Origin of the sequence: Mastigocoleus testarum BC008, assembly GCF_001456025.1 — a bacterium.
Taxonomy (GTDB): Bacteria; Cyanobacteriota; Cyanobacteriia; order Cyanobacteriales; family Nostocaceae; genus Mastigocoleus; species Mastigocoleus testarum.
Window position 1 is genome coordinate 155218 of record NZ_LMTZ01000096.1, and the last position, 18721, is coordinate 173938.

13 protein-coding genes are annotated in these 18721 nt (G+C 35.3%); 5 read left to right on the plus strand and 8 right to left on the minus strand.

What is annotated here, in order from left to right:
* Positions 1-441 precede the first annotated feature (441 nt).
* The gene (locus tag BC008_RS20785) at positions 442-879 is read left to right on the plus strand and encodes an SRPBCC family protein (RefSeq protein ID WP_027842818.1); all 438 of its coding nucleotides are present in this window, start codon (positions 442-444) and stop codon (positions 877-879) included.
* Between the two features lie 135 nt (positions 880-1014).
* On the opposite strand, the gene BC008_RS20790 is transcribed toward BC008_RS20785, so the two are convergent.
* Complete coding sequence (locus BC008_RS20790) at positions 1015-1845, minus strand: SirB1 family protein (RefSeq protein ID WP_027842819.1); 831 nt, start codon at positions 1843-1845, stop codon at positions 1015-1017.
* Between the two features lie 1526 nt (positions 1846-3371).
* Here BC008_RS20790 and atpD point away from each other — a divergent pair.
* Together atpD and atpC are read left to right on the plus strand one after the other, a co-directional pair.
* Complete coding sequence (atpD, locus tag BC008_RS20795; RefSeq protein ID WP_027842820.1) at positions 3372-4820, plus strand: F0F1 ATP synthase subunit beta; 1449 nt, start codon at positions 3372-3374, stop codon at positions 4818-4820.
* 103 nt (positions 4821-4923) lie between these two features.
* A complete protein-coding gene (gene atpC / locus BC008_RS20800) occupies positions 4924-5337 on the plus strand; it encodes an ATP synthase F1 subunit epsilon (RefSeq protein ID WP_027842821.1) in 414 nt (137 codons plus the stop codon).
* Between the two features lie 155 nt (positions 5338-5492).
* Here the strand turns inward: atpC and BC008_RS51445 are convergent, their stop codons facing one another.
* The 5 genes from BC008_RS51445 to BC008_RS20825 all read right to left on the minus strand — a co-directional run bounded on the left by BC008_RS51445 (position 5493) and on the right by BC008_RS20825 (position 10123).
* Positions 5493-6452 carry a DUF6272 family protein gene (locus BC008_RS51445; RefSeq protein ID WP_235595898.1) on the minus strand — a complete coding sequence of 320 codons (960 nt, stop codon included), beginning with the start codon at positions 6450-6452 and terminating at the stop codon, positions 5493-5495.
* Positions 6453-6837: 385 nt separating this feature from the next.
* Positions 6838-8475, minus strand: coding sequence for a SpoIIE family protein phosphatase (locus BC008_RS20810; protein WP_235595899.1), 1638 nt, complete (start codon positions 8473-8475; stop codon positions 6838-6840).
* 244 nt (positions 8476-8719) lie between these two features.
* Complete coding sequence (locus tag BC008_RS20815) at positions 8720-9046, minus strand: hypothetical protein (RefSeq protein WP_058183804.1); 327 nt, start codon at positions 9044-9046, stop codon at positions 8720-8722.
* A gap of 44 nt (positions 9047-9090) precedes the next feature.
* Positions 9091-9435 (minus strand): slr1659 superfamily regulator, encoded by a 345-nt coding sequence (locus tag BC008_RS20820; protein ID WP_027842823.1) that lies wholly within the window; start codon positions 9433-9435, stop codon positions 9091-9093.
* A gap of 52 nt (positions 9436-9487) precedes the next feature.
* Positions 9488-10123: a DUF6272 family protein gene (locus tag BC008_RS20825; RefSeq protein WP_082650592.1), complete on the minus strand. Its 636-nt coding sequence runs from the start codon at positions 10121-10123 to the stop codon at positions 9488-9490.
* Between the two features lie 1719 nt (positions 10124-11842).
* Between BC008_RS20825 and BC008_RS50645 the strand changes: the two genes are divergently transcribed.
* Positions 11843-13831 carry a hypothetical protein gene (locus tag BC008_RS50645; protein ID WP_058183805.1) on the plus strand — a complete coding sequence of 663 codons (1989 nt, stop codon included), beginning with the start codon at positions 11843-11845 and terminating at the stop codon, positions 13829-13831.
* Between the two features lie 144 nt (positions 13832-13975).
* On the opposite strand, the gene BC008_RS20835 is transcribed toward BC008_RS50645, so the two are convergent.
* A complete protein-coding gene (locus tag BC008_RS20835) occupies positions 13976-16102 on the minus strand; it encodes an NAD(P)/FAD-dependent oxidoreductase (RefSeq protein WP_027842825.1) in 2127 nt (708 codons plus the stop codon).
* A gap of 168 nt (positions 16103-16270) precedes the next feature.
* On the opposite strand from BC008_RS20835, the gene BC008_RS20840 reads away from it, so the two are divergent.
* Positions 16271-16507, plus strand: coding sequence for a hypothetical protein (locus BC008_RS20840; RefSeq protein WP_027842826.1), 237 nt, complete (start codon positions 16271-16273; stop codon positions 16505-16507).
* A 503-nt stretch (positions 16508-17010) separates the two neighbouring features.
* On the opposite strand, the gene cimA is transcribed toward BC008_RS20840, so the two are convergent.
* Positions 17011-18639 carry a citramalate synthase gene (gene cimA / locus BC008_RS20845; RefSeq protein WP_027842827.1) on the minus strand — a complete coding sequence of 543 codons (1629 nt, stop codon included), beginning with the start codon at positions 18637-18639 and terminating at the stop codon, positions 17011-17013.
* Positions 18640-18721 lie beyond the last annotated feature (82 nt).

An 18721-nucleotide genomic window follows, 5' to 3' on the forward strand; every position in this document is an offset into this window, starting at 1 on the left:
ATATTCAATCCAACACCCCGATAACTTCGCCAATGTTTCGCACTTTAATTTACCAGTAAAATCCCACAATTAATCAATTACAAGAGTGATTTTTACTTTTTTACTCACTGTTACTCTTTTTCGGCGATATGATTATAAGTTTGCATCCAGCAAAAACTCATGGTATCAAGAGATACCATGAACTGACAATGAGCTTGTTGAATTTAGTTATTACTACTGTATTTGAGTGAAACCTATATTTTTAAAGCAACAAATCCAAGGTAATAAACTTAAGGTGACGAACTCAAGCAATAAATTGGTAGGGAGCCAGTAGTGAGATTTTTTGATACAGCCCAGCCCAGTCTATATGCAAGACTATCATCAATTCGCTCAAGGCAACGATTAATGAAAAGATAGATTAATGAAAAGATAAAATTAGAACTTTAGATTCACTAGTATAATATGCAAGTTTTTGAACAATCAATTCAAATAAATGCTGCAACCACGGTAGTTGAAGAGTGCATTACCAATCTACAACTGATGCATCGTTGGCTTAACCCCATTCTGTACTGCAAACCTGTTGGTGAATGGAGTACTAATATTGGTTCTGAAAGTTTATTTATTATTCAAATTCCTTTTTTAAAACCTACTTTAAATAGCGTAGTAGTTGAAAGGGGAGCAGGTTTAGTAGTTTGGAAATTTGAAGGTTTTTTTCGAGGACGCGATCGCTGGGAGTGTACACCAAACTCGACAGGAACACATTTAACTAATCGTTTTGAATTTGATATCCCTAATGTTTTAGTTGATTGGGGATTTAAAACTTTTGCTGCACGGTGGACAAAATCTGACATGGAAAGTCAGCTCTACCGCCTCAAACAGGTAGCAGAATCCTTACAATGAAGCTAAATCGTTTATATTGTATAAAAAACAACTCTACATCCCAGGCATTAGTTTCAAAACTAAACAATATTCATTACCAATTAGCAATTACCAATTAGCAATTACCAATTAACCATTATCTATTCCCCATCTCCATCAATTATCAATATTCTTACGAAGTTGAGAAAGTAAAGAACGAATTGTTGAGACATCTTCAGAGTTGGGTTCTATTTCCAAGTAAGTTTCCAAATCTCTGATAGCTTGTGGGAAGTAACCAAGCTGAAACAGTAGTAAACCACGGTCTCGTAATTCAATATGAGCATCTGGAAATAACAATAACTTCCGTTCTACTGCACCTAAGGCTTTTTCTATTTCTTGTTGATGAACGTAGATAATTTTTAAATTATCTAGTATTCTCGCCAGAAACTTTTTTTTAGTAACTGCTGCTAAATACTCTGGCTTGAAAACGATATTTTTTTGATAAATTTGATTGAGTCGGTCTTGACAATCCTGTGTGAATATAACTTCACCACGATTAAAAGTATCGACAAAAATTTCTATTTCTTCAATTTCAGGGCGAATTAAAAAATGACCTGGCATCCCAACTCCAACCATGGGAAAATTAATTCTACGGGCAATTTCGAGGTAAATTAAAGATAGAGAAATAGGAATTCCAAGTCGACGTTCTATGACTTTATTTAAGAAACTATTCTGGGTATCATAATAATCACTATTATTCCCATTAAAACCCAAATCATCGTAAAGATATTGGTTAATATTTTGAATAATGACCAATGGGTATTTATTTTCAGGTAATCGTTTAGATAATTCCTGTGCCATCCCATCTAGAGTTTGGATGTAGACTTCTGGATCGATTTCTGGATATTCTTCTTGAGCTATGTACAAAGATGCTCTAGCTAAGTCTATATCTTCGTCAGGCTTTTGAGTCTCCTGATAAAATTTTTGCCGCACTGACGATAAATTCATAAGCAAATAGTGAGTTTATTTTATGGCTGATATTACTTTAATGATTGCAAATTTTTGATTGCCTAATTTCATATTATAGATATTTGTTTCTTTAGGTAATAAAGTTTCAGCAAAGATTAACTACGACTTGTATACCCCTACAAAGTATGATTTATATTCAATCTCAAGTTAATTCTATATATTTTTATGCTACTACTAATTAAAGATATTTTTGTTTGCATAAGCATATCTAAAAAGCAATAAATCTTTAATTTTTTTTGTAATCCTTATGCTAAAATATAGTCTACAAAAATTATTTAAATTATATTAATAATATATTTTAGTGTCAGTTATTAGTAAAATAATTGAAAATATTTAGGAATAAAATGTCTATTATATCTTTATCAATTAATACTTAGTCTCGTTTTTGATAATCAAAAAACACCTCTATCGCATATTTTGTATTTTTTATATAGCCTTGATAGTTATCATGATAGTGATATTTTTATCTATTATTTAGAAATGCATATGGAAAAATATCTATCTTTTTTTCATTATTTCGATTGTTATAACAAAATATTACATAATATCCTCTAGGTAAAATTGATTTTGATATGCAAAAGTCTTTAAAGTTCAGAGTTTTCCGGACTTAGATATATTTTAAGTCTATTCTGTTCTTCAATTTTGTTAGTGACGAACGACATAAAAAATAATAAAAAATTATGTCACTGTTTGTGCTTCGAAATATTTTTACTTAGTACAGGCGAACATTTACTCGGGATAGGAGACTTGCATGAAATACTTTAGTAGCAAATTAGCCAATATACTTGATAATTTTTTGCTTTTGTGCAGATAAATCAAATGAACAATGCTCTTGCTTTATATCTAAAATTTCATTTAAATTCACGATTTTACGAAATGACGTCAAATGCTTGTGAATTTGATATTTAAGTCAAATGGCATGGTTTTGTTCTTCCTGATTTGCTCGGGAAGAACAGTTTTCTTTGGATGAATACAGATTAAATCTGGAAAAGTAGGCATTTTATATTCAACTCACAACTGATGAGAACAATATGTGAAAATTTACAGTGCACATTTTTCAGTCACATAATCCCATATTTGACGCCACAAAAGCTCACTTCACTTTTTGCGAAAAACCCTAAGAAAGTTCATTTGACACCACATAAGGAAAACGCTCCTTATGGAAAACTGTCGATTGCTCGTAGGTATTACCCTCGTGCATACATCAAAAACTCAGTAACAAAATATTACTGAATAGATTGAAAGGTCGGAAATTTTCTTCTCTTGTCGTGCAGAGATTAACTAAATTTCTCAAACAGATCTATGTTTAGCGTTCGATCAAATCATCATCAATATTTCCGTGTTTGATGAATTTAATCGCTAATTTAGTTACAGGGATCGATATAATCGAATGAATTTTAGCCGAACAGTGGCGTCGTTCAGTGCTAATCTTGAAGATGACATAAGTTAATCTTAGTCTCTACAATCCTATCTGATAATTTATAGCTTCAACATATAGGCTCAGCATGGTCACCACCGCAGAAAAAACAAACATTGGCTACATCACTCAAGTCATTGGTCCCGTTGTAGACGTGAAGTTCCCCGGTGGAAAAATGCCACCAATCTACAATGCTTTGACCATTACATGCACAAACGAAGCTGGACAGGAAGTTTCTGTTACCAGTGAAGTGCAACAATTGCTGGGCGACAACCAAGTACGAGCTGTTGCAATGAGTTCTACTGATGGTTTAGTGCGCGGTATGGAAGTTATTGATACCGGTGCTCCTATCAGTGTCCCTGTTGGTAAAGCTACTTTAGGTAGAATTTTCAACGTTCTGGGCGAACCTGTAGATAATAAAGGACCTGTAAATACAGAAGAAAAGTCTCCCATTCACCGTGAAGCTCCCAAGCTCACTGAGTTAGAAACCAAACCTTCTGTGTTTGAAACTGGGATTAAAGTTGTTGATTTGCTCACCCCCTATCGACGTGGCGGAAAAATCGGTCTGTTCGGTGGAGCAGGTGTGGGTAAAACCGTAATTATGATGGAATTGATCAACAACATTGCTACCGAACATGGTGGCGTGTCAGTATTCGGTGGCGTGGGTGAGCGCACCCGTGAAGGTAATGACCTTTACAATGAGATGATCGAATCTGGGGTAATCAATGCTGATAACCTCAACGAATCGAAAATTGCTCTAGTGTACGGTCAGATGAATGAGCCACCCGGTGCAAGAATGCGGGTTGGTTTATCAGCACTCACAATGGCTGAGTATTTCCGTGATGTTAACAAACAGGACGTACTACTATTTATTGATAACATCTTCCGCTTCGTTCAAGCGGGTTCGGAAGTATCAGCACTTTTAGGAAGAATGCCCTCAGCGGTAGGATATCAGCCAACATTGGGTACTGACGTAGGTGCATTACAAGAACGTATTACCTCTACCAACGAGGGTTCTATTACTTCGATTCAGGCTGTTTACGTACCTGCAGATGACTTGACCGACCCGGCACCTGCTACTACCTTTGCCCACTTGGATGGTACTACAGTATTGTCTCGTGGTTTGGCAGCGAAAGGAATCTATCCTGCAGTAGATCCACTTGGCTCTACTTCTACTATGTTGCAGCCAGATATTGTTGGTGACGATCACTATCAAACTGCGCGCTCAGTACAAGCTACCCTGCAGCGTTATAAGGAACTTCAAGACATTATTGCAATTCTCGGTTTAGATGAATTATCTGAAGATGACCGTCTGACCGTAGCACGCGCTCGTAAAATTGAACGTTTCTTGTCCCAGCCATTCTTTGTGGCGGAAGTGTTTACTGGCGCTCCTGGTAAATACGTGAAGTTAGAAGAAACCATCAAAGGTTTCAAGATGATTCTTGCTGGTGAATTAGATGAGTTACCAGAACAAGCTTTCTACATGGTTGGTAGCATCGAAGAAGCCAAGGCTAAAGCAGATAAATTAAAGAGCTAGTCATTGGTTCTTGTTCTGTGAGTCCTTAGTTCTTGGTTCCCTAACCAAGGACCAAGGGCAAATTATAACCATAAAATTAGAAAGGACAAAGGACAAAGGACGAATGACATTAACCGTTCGCGTAATTTCCCCAGATAAAACTATATGGGATGACGAGGCACAAGAAGTTATTTTGCCCAGCACCACAGGTCAGTTAGGTATTCTTAGCGGTCACGCACCACTTTTGAGTGCTCTAGATGCAGGTGTGATGCGAGTACGTTCTAGTGCAAACCAAGATTGGGTTGCGATCGCATTAATGGGAGGTTTTGCCGAAGTTGAAGAAAATGAAGTAACAATTTTGGTAAATGCTGCTGAGCGCGGTGATGTAATCGATCTAGAAGAAGCCCGTAGCGCTTACAGCGAAGCTCAAGAGCGTCTAAGTCAGGTACAACCTGATGACAGACAAGCCCAAATTCAGGCAAACCAAGCATATAAACGTGCCCGCGCTCGTTTTCAAGCTGCTGGTGGAATGGTGTAAAACCGCTAAAATCCAACTGAATTTGGATTTTATCGATATATTTTTTCTCTTGAACTCAAACTTCAAATCAAAACTAAATTTTTGTAAATATTTGTAGAGATGTGATTTTTTACGTCTCTACAAATTTTGATAGGGACTTCATTTTTATCTGGATACTATTGAACATGAAACTTCAAATTAGGCATTAATCGTTGTAAATTTTTAATTAATTTCATTTGCCATAACATCTCTTGAGAAGCTTTTATATTTATTTGAATTTTCTTCCTTTTACGAATACCAATAAAGAATTTAGAAAGCATATTAATTCCTGAACTATTGAGAAGTTCTAGATTCTGGATATCAAGGGTAAGCATTCGATCTTCTTGGTCAACAATATTATTCAGGAATGTAATTATCTTTGTGTATTCTTCCATTCCTCTGAGGCGAATTTTCCCATTAATATTAATTATTTTGCTATTTTGGTCGTAGTAAATGTGGTACTCTCGACCTTTAATCTCTATTGTATCAGCAGCACATTGAACCACTGTTTGTTCTGGATCTTCGAGTCCCAGCCTCACCATAGTGGTTACTGTCATTAACTCTGGGCTTTGCTCTAAGATTTGAAATTTCCAACCTAATTTGGCTGAGTAATCAGTTATCATGCTAATGAATCCCAAGCCAGAACTGCTAGAGTTCTCATCTTCTGCATTCTTTTCAAGTTGCTGAATATAAAGTTCTTCTGGATCAGAATTTAGTAACTCTTGAATAAAAATTTGAAATTCACTTGCAGTTGAAGGAATAATACTATTTTTTAAAAATAATCTGATTTCGTCGGCGACAAATTGAATATGAAAAGTAATTGGATAAGATGCTTGTATATCGCAATATTTCATTGCATTTTCTAGCAACTCATTAGCAATATAGTTAACTGCACTTTTGACTTCCAGTATTTGATTTTTTCCCGCATCATCAACATAATTAGGGAAAATACTTGTTAAGAATTCTGAAATATAGTCAGCAGATATTCCATTATTACGCCAACGTTGCTGGAGTGGTAAAGAAGAAGGAGAAAATCCGAGACTAAAGTCTTCTCTATATAAATCAGTTTCGATGAAATCACCAAATATTTGCACCACGGTTATATTTACCTTATTTTTATAATTTGCAAAATATTAAATCATTGCGACATAAAGCTAACTAATGACTTTTAAAACTATTCAATAGTCAGAAAGTGAAAAAAGTCTTAAATTTATGAAGTCTTAAATTTATAAAGTCTTAAATCTATGAAGTTTGAAATTTGTGAAATCTTAAACTCTTAACTTTCTAACCTCTATAGCATTAGGTATAAGATCCAGAAAATCATAATTCTCTCAAAATTGAACAAGAAAAAATCTGCTACTTCAAAAACTTAGTGTTATAGCTCTAATTTATAAATATTTAGCTGCTAAATGTCTAAATTCTGGAAAATGTATCGTTAAATTTTAGCGAGCATTATTATCCAGATATTTGTCTAAACTTCTATTAAACACTCATAGGTTGAAGAGCTTGAGAGTTTACTGTTCCAAACGAAGAACTAATATCTTTTTGTTTTAAAACAAGCAAAGTAATATCATCAAAAACTTGTTGTTCGCCTATATGTTCGCGAACATCATTTACTATGGCATTTTTTATTTCCTCTGCAGTTAGATGTCTATTCTCCTTGATTGCATGGCAAAGTTTTTCCAGACCGTAGAGTTCGCTGTCAATATTTTCTGCTTCGGTTATACCATCAGTAAAAAGTACAGCGATGTCACCAGCATTCAAGCTAACTCTTTGCTGGTCAACAAAATCAGCAATTTCTTCATCAAGTCCGATAGGGAAACCAAGGTCTGAGGTATCAACTAATTCCACTTTTCCAGAAGAACGCACCACAATCATTTCTTCATGTTGTCCAGTAAGACACAATTGTCCTTGCTGATAATCAATTAATGAAAGAGTAAGATTCTTTCCTGAGTTCATGCGCTGGATATTTTTATAAATCGTACGATTTAGCGCATCCATGAATTTGACCGGATCTGTTTCTTCAACTTCTTGAAGAGTTCTTACCGCAGTCTGTACCATTAACATGAGCATTCCACTTTCTAACCCATGTCCGGTTACATCACCAATCCCAATTTTTACATTTCCATCTATATTTAGAACGTCGTAATAATCCCCTCCTACTTCATCTGCTGCTTCCATAAAACCAGCGATATCCAAACCATCTACAGATTGTAGTTCCCAAGATTTTGGGAGAATCATTTGCTGTAAGCGTCTGGTAATATCCAATTCGCTACTCATACGGACATTTTCTGCTTTAAGCTGCTCGTTTAATTCAGAAATCTTGTCATGTGCTACTTGAATATCTTTGTCTGCTTTTTGTAGACGCGTCAAAATATTAAATAAAATAACAAAGAAGTTACCTAGAGCTAAAGCCATACCAACTAACTGAATTATTTGTAGGTACTCAGCTTTTTGTTCAGCAATTCCTTCTTGTTCATTTGTCAAATCACCCATTAATCTCAAAAGTTTGAAATTATTCTCATTACCATAGCCAACTGTATTTCTCAGTTGTTTGTATGGAATATTTTTTTTTGCTGCTAAAATATTCTGAATTTGTTCTTTATAGGGATTCCAGATAACAAAAGTTTTTTTCAGTATTTTTTCAGCTTTCTTCGTTTCTACAGCTTTCAAATATATAGATTCACCATCATTATTTTTTACATATCCTCCTTTTTGAAAAGCATTTAAAGTTTCATCAAATAGTTGAGATGATATGAGCAAATCTGTTTTATATTTGTCAAGACTATAACCATTTTCATTAGCATTTTTTAATTGTAGTAAAGCTTTTGTTATTCTTTGTGACAAAGTTCTTTGTCTTCCTGCTAAGTTAATACTGATAGCATCTTTCTTCAATGACGTAGAAAACAAAAAGTTTGGGATTAAAATACCAATATCAAAGAGCAAGAAAAAAAAGATTGATATCAATATTGGCCGATATTTTTTTTCGACAAGTATTTTTTTTAAAGGATTCTTATTGATTTTCATGAAAAACAGAATTTTGAGTTTTTTAAGAAGTAAAATTTGATAATAAAAAAATAGATAGCAAACTAATACATTGTTTAGGGAATTATCAAGCAAAGGACAACTAAAAGATAGGTAAACAGGTTACATTTAAAATATATTTATTAACCACTTATACTTTACTCAATATTCCGTTAATATTAGTTTGCTACCTAGTTCAAATAATATATTTTGAGGATACTATGATAAACTTATTTACCAAAATATCCAAGGTAAATAAATATGATTCACCATCATAATTTTATTTATTTTCTTCCATTATTACCATTAAATTTAAAAAACAATAGACAGATTTACGGTGCTATTGGGAAGATGATATTTTGATAAAAAATCTTGCCATCTTCCCTAATTCATCTTCTCTATTTACAAATTCTTTAATACTATCTAACTCAAAAGAATTATTCTCTATTTCTGAGATTGCAGCAGCGAGTCGCTGCACATTCTGAATATAAACAACCATTTCCTGGTTTTTGTCATGTAACTGATTATTAACTTCACTAGAATGTTCAGCAATCGATTCCAGCATTATTTCTAAATCAGATTTTTCTTCTTTGAGTTCCTCTATATCTAGCCTTAAATTTTTAATTTCTGACAATAGTTCTTGTTTTGACAATTCTTCAGTTTGCATGGTGCATTATTCCTTTGATTCTGATGTTATAATTCCCAACTTACCTACTGTAAATCCAGCCTTAAACCAGGCATTAATCGCTGTAAATTCTTCAGTGATTTACCTTGCCAAGGTATTTGTCTAGAACCAAGTACCACCACTTCAATAGATTTTCTTTTTCTCATACCAATAACAAACTTCGAAAGCATGCTAATTCCCGAACTATTAAGAAAATCAAGTTCTTGAAGATTCAAGATGATTTTTGAAGGTTCTCTATCAGCAATGTCATTGAGCAAATTTAAAATATGCCCATAATCTTTTAAACCTGTTAATCTTAGAGCACCTGAAAATCTTACACTACAGGTATTTTCATCATAAGATACATTGTAGTTTTCGCCTTTGATTTCCATATTTCAAATTCTCCTTTGTCAAGTTAGTTTCATTAACGTATTTACTGCTATTTCAAACTGGTAATTCCACCATAGTAGTTACTGCCATTACCGGTGAAGCTTGCTCAATAGTTTGGAATTTCCAAGCTAATTTAGCAGAATAATCAGTCATCATAGTAATAAAACCTAATCCAGAACTAGTATTATCATCCTGCTCAGCATTTTTTTCCAACTGCTCAATGTATAATTCATTTGGATCGGAATCTAAGAGTTCTCTGATAAATTCCTTAAATTTTTCAGCCTGTGCAGGAATCACACTATTATCTATAAAAAGAAGGATTTTGTCAGTCTCTAACCGGACGTGAAAAGTAATGGGATAAGAAGCTTTTTCATCACAATACTTCATCGCATTCTCAAATAATTCATTGGCAACATAACTTACAGCACTTTTAACTTCCAAATGATGATTCTCAGAGGTACTAATGTCGTCATTATTTGGGAAAAAAGTACACAAGTAATTAGCAACAAAGTCAGCTGATAAACCATTATTCCGCCAGCGTTTTTGAAGCGGAATTGCAGATGGAGCAAAACTTAAAGTTAAATGATCTTGGTTAGATGGCTTATCTACAAAGCAACCAAACACATGTGCTTTTTCAATCTGTTCCTGATTAAATAAATTTTCTAGAAACTTGCTAAATATTTGAATCACAGTTATTCTGCCCTCGAGAAAAATCATTTGATTTACAAGTTCAACTTGAATCAAATGATAATCAATATTATCTCAGTTTCAAATGTGACATGCATTTCTACAAAATTTAAGTAAATGACAAGTAATACATATATCTTAATATTTAATAACTAATTAAATACAGTTACGATCACAAGTCGACTTTATTTTGTTGCTCAGCAATATTAGCACTTTTGAAATTTATATCAGTGTTATATTACCAGACTATTTACATATTTAAGTCATTTTATAAATGCATATTTAAGTATTTGCAGGTCCTAATATTACCCATCAATAAGTCTATTCATTATCTCAGGTGATGTATATTATATTGCGCTTGTTAAACTAATTATAGCTTCAGTGATTACACTAAAATAAAATTGCATAGCAAGTTCAAAATTAAGTATTTGCACCAGCGAATTATTTGCTGTAAAACACTTATTTGCATGTATAAAAAAGCTTATAAGTTTTAGTATATAAATAAACAGCGAAAAACAAACTAAATTACAATAAATCATTCACGGGTAGTAAGTAAGTTCATGTTTGTAGTTTACACAGTAATAAGATAGTAATTTAAAAATAAAATTTTATTTTCAGTACTATATTGTGAATATAAAACATATTTTTTTAGAGATTCAACAATCAAAATTTCAGTTTAATAAAATTTTCCACCTACATTTAATATATATATTTAAAAATGAAAGATAAGGAAAATTTACTCACTTGTATTGGCGAGAACTTAATTCTAAACTTATTCCATTATTCTAAATTACTGCGAAGGTATATTAGTTAACGTTTAAAACGATAGGCGCTAACTGGATTAATATAAATAGAATAATTATAGGTTAGTATTTTTTGAGTTTTACACAAACAATATTGGCAATTTTCTTACTATACTTTTTACTTATTTTAAATATATAAATTCACACCTAATATTGACTATAAGTGAGTGCACAATACTTCACTCATTAATATACATATATCCAATTTTTGCTGCGTAAAACTATTAAATATATTTAGTAATGATAAATCAATAATTATTAGCATAAATTCAGAGCAAACAAATACTTTGTTTAATAGCATTGCTGATACTGAGTAACTTAAGCTACTTGTATTACAAAAATTATACCCTTAAGGGTAGTGACAAAAGTTCTAAGCATTAGTAAAGTATACTTTGTTAGGCAACTAACAGTTATTTTGTATAACACTTAACTGCAAATTTATAACCTAAATGTATAAAAAGCCTAGATTTAACTGTTTTTAAAGCAATAATTTTGCAATAAGTCTGTTAGAAAATAACAAAATAAAGTTTGTATTTGTACTTTTGGGCCTGTCTAATATGCTGATTTTGAGTATATGGAGATTACTCTCTCCATATACACGATCCAAAATTCAAATGTTATAACTTCAATAGGATTGCAAAAATATATTTGTGAATCATAGAAAACTATCTGAACCTGGAAAAAGCTAAATACTGGAAGTTTATACAAAGGAACTATTTCGGATTAGCTGCAAATGCAATCCATCACCGGAATATTACAGAAATGTTTGTAAACTTATGGATAAACAAGTTATTCTTGTTCTCCAGAGTAAATTTATATCTGACGAGAATATAACTTACAAGAATATATCTGGCAACAACTTGCCATAGGTGAGGCTTTCGTTGGCTATTTGCAATTTATCGCTGCTTGGTGAAGAGTAATGAATGAAGCTGACATCCCAGAAAACGAAAATTTGACCGGATCCTGTAATCTTGAAAACTCCCAACAACTAGAAAAAGAAAATTGTCCTTTTTACTCGCTTTTACCTAATGAAGATCGTGAAATTGTTTCTAATAAAAATTTAGTAATTCCAAAGTTACCACCGGCAAATTCTTCGATTTCAGCAATTTCCAACGATCAAGAATGGGAAAGTAGTGATTGGGAAAACGAAATATCTTCCCCAGAATCAACTACTAACATTGATGACGAAGAACAAACAAACATTGATTCAGAATCATCGAATGGAATTTTGGAATTAAATCGCGCCCAGTGGGAAAGTATTCCTGATTTAGATCTTTCAGAGGATGAATTAACAAGTAACTCCCAAAAAGATTGGGTCGCAGAACCCGAAAGCGAAAAACAAGCTGCTGTTAATTCAGAGTTTCAGCAACTGTTGGAGCTAAATCAAGAGTTGCGTTCAGCTAATGAGGACTTGTATCAACAAGTAGAAGAACTTACATCGGCTCTTGCAGATAACCAGAAAGCTCTACAAAAACAAAAGAACCACTCAAGTATTGCAGAGTCGATGCTTTGTCAGCAAACCCAGGAAAGTATCGCAGACAGAGAAAAGATTGAATCACTATTCCAAGAGTTAGAAAATTCGACACAAACGATTAAGCGTCAAGAAAGTCTAATAGAAAGTTACAAATCTCATTTGGAAAGTAGTCAGCAAAGATTGGCTCAACTAGAGCGTGAATGTACCAAATTACACAGTAGATATAACGAACAATCCTATAAATTATCGCAATTGGAAAATGCTTCTCGAGAATTACGTACAAGGTTAATGCGTCAGCAGCGGCAGAATTTACAGTTTAAAGCTGCTTTGAGTAAATGTTTAGATACACCAGTCCCGGGGGATCTAGAGGATAATGAAACAATTAGTAGGGCTAGGAACTTTACTCGGCAATCATCTACTATTAATAGTAAGCTTCGGTCATTTCTAACTAATGCCCAACCAATTCGACCCTGGTCTGAACAACAAGCAGATACATTTAATGATGACGAAGTAGCATACGCTCAAGAAGAAGATTTTGGTGAACCTCAAACTCGAATGTGGCAAGAAAGCATTAATGAGTTTTCTGGTTGGGACTCTACAGTTAAAGAAAATATATTTACTGGGAACGGATCTTTTATCGGTCATTCTCAATCTGAAAAAATAGATTGTGATGATTCAGCACAAGCTTACATTTGGGATACGAGCACGGAGGAAAGTTCGAATTTTTCAGTTCCCCACGAAGCTGACAGTGAAGTATCTATTTGGGATGTTGAAGCAAGTGAGGAAGATATTTCCCCACAACAAACAACAACTAATTTCTCTTCAGAAAGTATAGAGCAAGAATTTATAAATGAAGATATTGCAAAAGAAACTATAGATCGAAAAATTACGCCAGAAACTATTTCTTACCACGAATCTTCCGATTTGGACGAATATGATGACGAATATGATTTAGAAAAATCTGACGTAGAAGAAGACAAATCCAAAGAATCTGAATTCAAAGAATCTGAGCTTAAAGAATCTGATTTAAAAGAAAAATTGGATAGCGTAATTGAGACGTTTTTCCGCAGTCAAGGAATATCTCAAGCATCTCAATCTGCAGATGTAGATGATGCTCATAATCCTCAAAAAACTGTTTCGGAGCCTGTTGTCAAATCACATGACAGCAAACACCCTGATGATGAATTTGGGAATCGAAAAGATTCTTCAGGAGATACTTCTTTAACAGATACCTTTTCAGGAGATATTTTTTCAGATGGTTCAACCTGGTCTGAGGGTAGTTTTGAAAGCGATCTTAATTCAGAACAATTTACCCACTACAATAATGACAATTCTCCGTCACCAGTAGTTTACCCAGAACGTCGTCGAAATCCAAAGAAGTCTTTAGCTTCTGTGGAATTACCAGATTTCCGTTCCCATTCAACCTCAGAATAATAAATGTCAGGTATTGGGTGTTGGAATTAGGTTTGTAGATATCAAATCTAATTACCAATTACCAAGTACCTATAATGCTGTAGACATTTGGTGTCTGTGCTTGCATCCTGCTTTGCTAATGCGTCATGCTTACGCTAACACCAATCACCCAGTAACTTTCATTTCACTACGTTTAATTTTTAACTGATAAGTAAGGTTTTGCTTTCGTATTGTACCTGCGGTTAAAGCATAGGCAAGAGATAACAAGCGCAGCCACAAACCTGGATGATGCTTTTCTAACCAAGGTTGAATCAGGTGGAGAGATTGAGGTAACCACCAGTTAAGTAAAGCAACTGTGAGTGCATGGCGAGAAAAGTTTATGTAATTACCCACCCATCTAATTAAATCTTTGGAGCCAGCTAATTCCCAAATCCAGGGTAGTAATGCGGGGTTTTTACGAGCTGCTTTCAGGGCTAACCGATTGAAGGTCAACCAATCAAATCTGTCTTTAATAAAGTTATCTGCTACTTCTTGGGGTTCTGCAGCTAATAATCCGAAGAAAGTATTGAGCATTGCATTAATTCTTTCCGGAGGAATAAATTTACCGGTGGGAACCATCATTCCCTTGGAAAACATCCAAGTCACAGCAATGTTACTTTGAAATGCACGAATTTGGTTAAGATGTTGCCAAGAAAGCAAGTCATATTTTAGAGCTGTATCTAATAAAGTTGTTAGGCGTTCTAAATTCCGAACTAGGGAGCCAAAACCAGTAAACACTAAAGGAGACTGGAGTGATGCAGCATCACCGATCGCAATAATTCGGTCATAAGCTACAGTGCGATCGCGACTATTCACACTAAAATGTCCCGGAATATAACCGAATGTTGGTTTTTTCCACACCAATTTGTCTAGGTCACAACGGCGATATTCTGGCAAAATAGTAAAGAAATCTTCATACATTTCTAATAAAGAACCCGGATTTTTACTATTAACCTGGTGATAGTGAAATAAGTAAATAGTCAACTCTTCATCTGCTCCAGGAAATAATTCCCAAATTAACTGTCTTCCTCGAGAGATATCGCCATGGGAATTGAGTACATCTCCATATTGGGAATCCCAGACTCCCGGTTCAAAACCACTCTCCACTACTGCTCCAACCGTAGGACAAACACTATCAAAGGTACGACCGCCGTTTAACTGCCACGCGATCGGTGATGCTGTTCCCATCGCATCTACTAATAGTCTACCGCTAACTTGTTTTTCAACTTGCGTTTTTAAGTCTTGCAGTGTTACAATAAGCTTCTGTCCATTTTGTTTTTCGCCATATTTTGGAAAAATATCGGCACGAACAAATTCTGTTTCATCAAAAATTTCTCCTCCAGCTGCTAATAATTTCTCTCCGCACATTTGCAGCCATTTTTCAGAATCTAAAGCTATATTTAATACCGTGGGTGTATGTAGTATGTCAGCTTTTAAGCCGGGTGAATTATTCCCATCGAAAAACTTATTGAAGCCATCTTTATATTCACTGGCAATAATTGTTTCTAACTCTGCAGGAGTAATCAAACCAATATTAATTAAACTTTGGATTTCATCGCGAGAAATATTCCATTCTCTGTTCATTCTTCCAAAGGGCAATCTTTCAATTAGTAATACTTTATAACCCAGTTTTGCCATTGCCGCAGCATGAATTACACCCAGAGCGCCACCAACATAAATTAAATCGTAAAAAGATTTTTTTTCTTCTACATCGAGATTAAATTCATTACTGGATTTTGTGTGAGAAAACACTACTTGCTTCGGTTGTTGCGGATTGCGCACCCCTTCACGCCAACGCTTCTCCCACCAGTAGACTCGTTTCAAATCGTACTCACCATTAGGCATTTTTTGAAAATATTTTACAGTCAGAGGATAATCTTGCTCTAAGGCGGTAAAAATTGACTGTTTTGATAGGTCAATAGCAGGTGGTTCTGGGTAATTGTGGGGAAAGCGTTTCCTGATACTAACCGTTAAATGTTTGAGGAATTTATGTTCTTTAGGAACAGCTTTTTCTGACCAACGAAATACTTTTAAATATGTAGTCCGTTGTAACGACCAAATAAAAATTGAGAGTTCAGCTGGCAAATTTTCCGGAACACTTACTGTTTCCGCTGTAGTGTCATTTACTTTAAGGCAAAAGCCTTGGGCAGTGATAACTTTCTTGCCAATTTTTGGTTGGAAATCTGCTTGTAGCCAAGCACACACTGCATTTATATCTGGTGTTGGAATCTCCAAATAAAGTATTTCTTTCATTTTTGTTTTGTTCTCTCAAGATACTCATTAAGGCAGATTTTACCCAGCTATGAATTACGCTACACTCCGCCCTATTAGTAGAATAAAGATTTAGTAAACAAATATTAAGATTTCATCAAATCTATCATTCACTAAATTATTCATCAGGTGTTTTTGTAAACTCGCGCCATGAATTATCCCATCCCAGACAGTACGCAAGAAATAATGAATTGGCAACAAAAGCCAGTAGTTGACGAAGAAATGGTTGCTGCTGCAATTGCAGGAGTCATCAAAATCGTCAGTTCCCAAGGTCAATCCTTAGATGAATTAACGGCTCAAGTGCTCGCCGATGACCCTTTACTGAGCAAGCAACAAAGACGCTGGTTAAGTCAAGTAGTTACACAAGCATGGGACAGCTTTGCTTAAATAAAAACAAAGCTTTGCTTAATGTAAAACTAAATTGAGCCCTTTTGATTAATGTGAAAGCGTTATAAACGTTTCAAGTGACTATCAACTGTCAGTAAAAACAGATTGCCGATCACCTGTTTGGGTGTGGGAGTGAGAAAAGTTAATCTGTCTGGGATTGGCAATTTGTCTGACGCGTAGATAAATTTACCAAACAAGTATGTTTGACAAATCAAAAGTCATTAGCAGATCCGAACCGTAGGTAGCGCAGCTAAAGGCTGAGCCACACCTGTGGTGTTTGTACGCGGCGTAGCCGTTCATCGTAAGCGCCAAGTGCCGACGCCGCAGGCTAAGCGCATGTCCGTTGGAGATAACAGACCGCGCCTATGGCGTTAACAAAGTGTTGAATTAGGTTTGATTTTGAATTAGGTTTGATTTTGAACTGGAAACGAACAGAAAATTAATTACACGCTTAGAGCACTTGTTTCAAGTCTGTACTTAATACTCACTTTTAAGCTTGATAATTAACTGGATGTGCTTATTTCTGTTTGAGCTTGAGAATGGAGCATTAAACCGTATTCCAATCCATCAACCACTGCTTGGTAGGAAGCAGATAAAATATTGCTTGAAACTCCAACAGTTGTCCAACGCTGACGACCATTACCGGATCCGACTAATACCCGGGTTTTCGCTGCAGTTCCCGTATGTCCATTGAGGATTCTGACTTTATAATCCGTCAATTCGAACATTGCGATTTGGGGATAGAAGTTTGTCAAAGCTTTGCGTAGAGCAGCGTCGAGAGCTGCTACTGGTCCTATACCTTCCGCTGCTTCTAAAATATCTTGACCGTTCACAGTGATTTTGACAGTTGCTAATGCATCCCCATTTCCTAAATTACTTTCTAGGTGTTGAACTAGGTCACAATGAACTTTAAAGCCTTTGATCTGAAAAAATTGTTGCCGTTCTCCCAAAGCACCGCGTACGAGCAGTTCAAAACTTGCCTCAGCAGCCTCAAATTGATAACCTTCATGTTCGAGTTGCTTGAGATTATTCAAGATTTGCTTGGTCGCAGGATTATCTTTTTCCAACTTAATCCCGAAGCTACGAGCTTTTGCCAAAATATTACTTGCTCCTGATTGCTCGGAAACTACAATCCGACGAGAATTACCAATTTGTTCGGGTTCAATATGTTCGTAAGTAAGGGGATTGCGTTCCACTGCGCTAACATGCATTCCCCCTTTATGGGCAAAAGCTGAATTACCAACAAAAGGAGCATGTACATTAGGAGCCAGGTTTACAACTTCACTTACAAATCTACTGGTTTCCGTTAGCTTGGAGAGCTGGGTATTTTCTATACAGTTGTATCCTAATTTAACTTGTAAGTTGGGAATCACAGAGCAAAGATTAGCATTACCGCAGCGTTCGCCATAACCATTAATAGTACCCTGTACCATGCTTGCTCCTGCCATCACCGCAGCCAAAGCATTAGCTACCGCAGTATCAGAATCATTGTGGGTATGAATGCCAAGCTGAATTCCAGTAGGAAGGGATTTAATAACATCCGTAACTATTTGAGTTATTTCATTTGGCAATGTTCCACCATTTGTGTCGCATAATACTAGCCATTCTGCTCCGGCATTAAGAGCTGCTGTTAAAGTCTGGAGTGCATAATCTCGATTATGCTTGTAGCCATCAAACCAATGCTCCGCATCGTATATTACACGACGTCTTTGAGAAATTAAGTATTTTATTGTATCATCTACCATCCCTAGGTTTTCTGCTAAAGTAGTCTTAAGACCTTCTTTGACATGTAAGTCCCAAGACTTACCGACAATTGTCACCCAACGAGTACCAGCAGCAATAATTGCTTGTAACATTGGATCTTTGGCAGCAGTGATATTGGGACGCCGAGTAAAGCAGAAAGGAACAATTTCTGCCTGTTCGAGCGGTTCTTCTTGTAACTCCCAAAAAAACTGTACATCTTTAGGATTTGCTCCAGGCCAACCGCCTTCAATGAAAGGAACCCCTAAACGGTCTAGGCAGCGAGCAATACGTAATTTATCTTCTATGGAAACTGATAGACCTTCACACTGCATACCATCCCGAAGGGTGGTGTCATAGATCCAAATTTGGCGCTCGGAATTTGCACTCATAAGTTAAAAGATGGGTGAAGAGTAAAAATATGGGTAAAGTCAAGGATGGATGATAACAAAAGTTAAAAAGGAATGTGTAGGT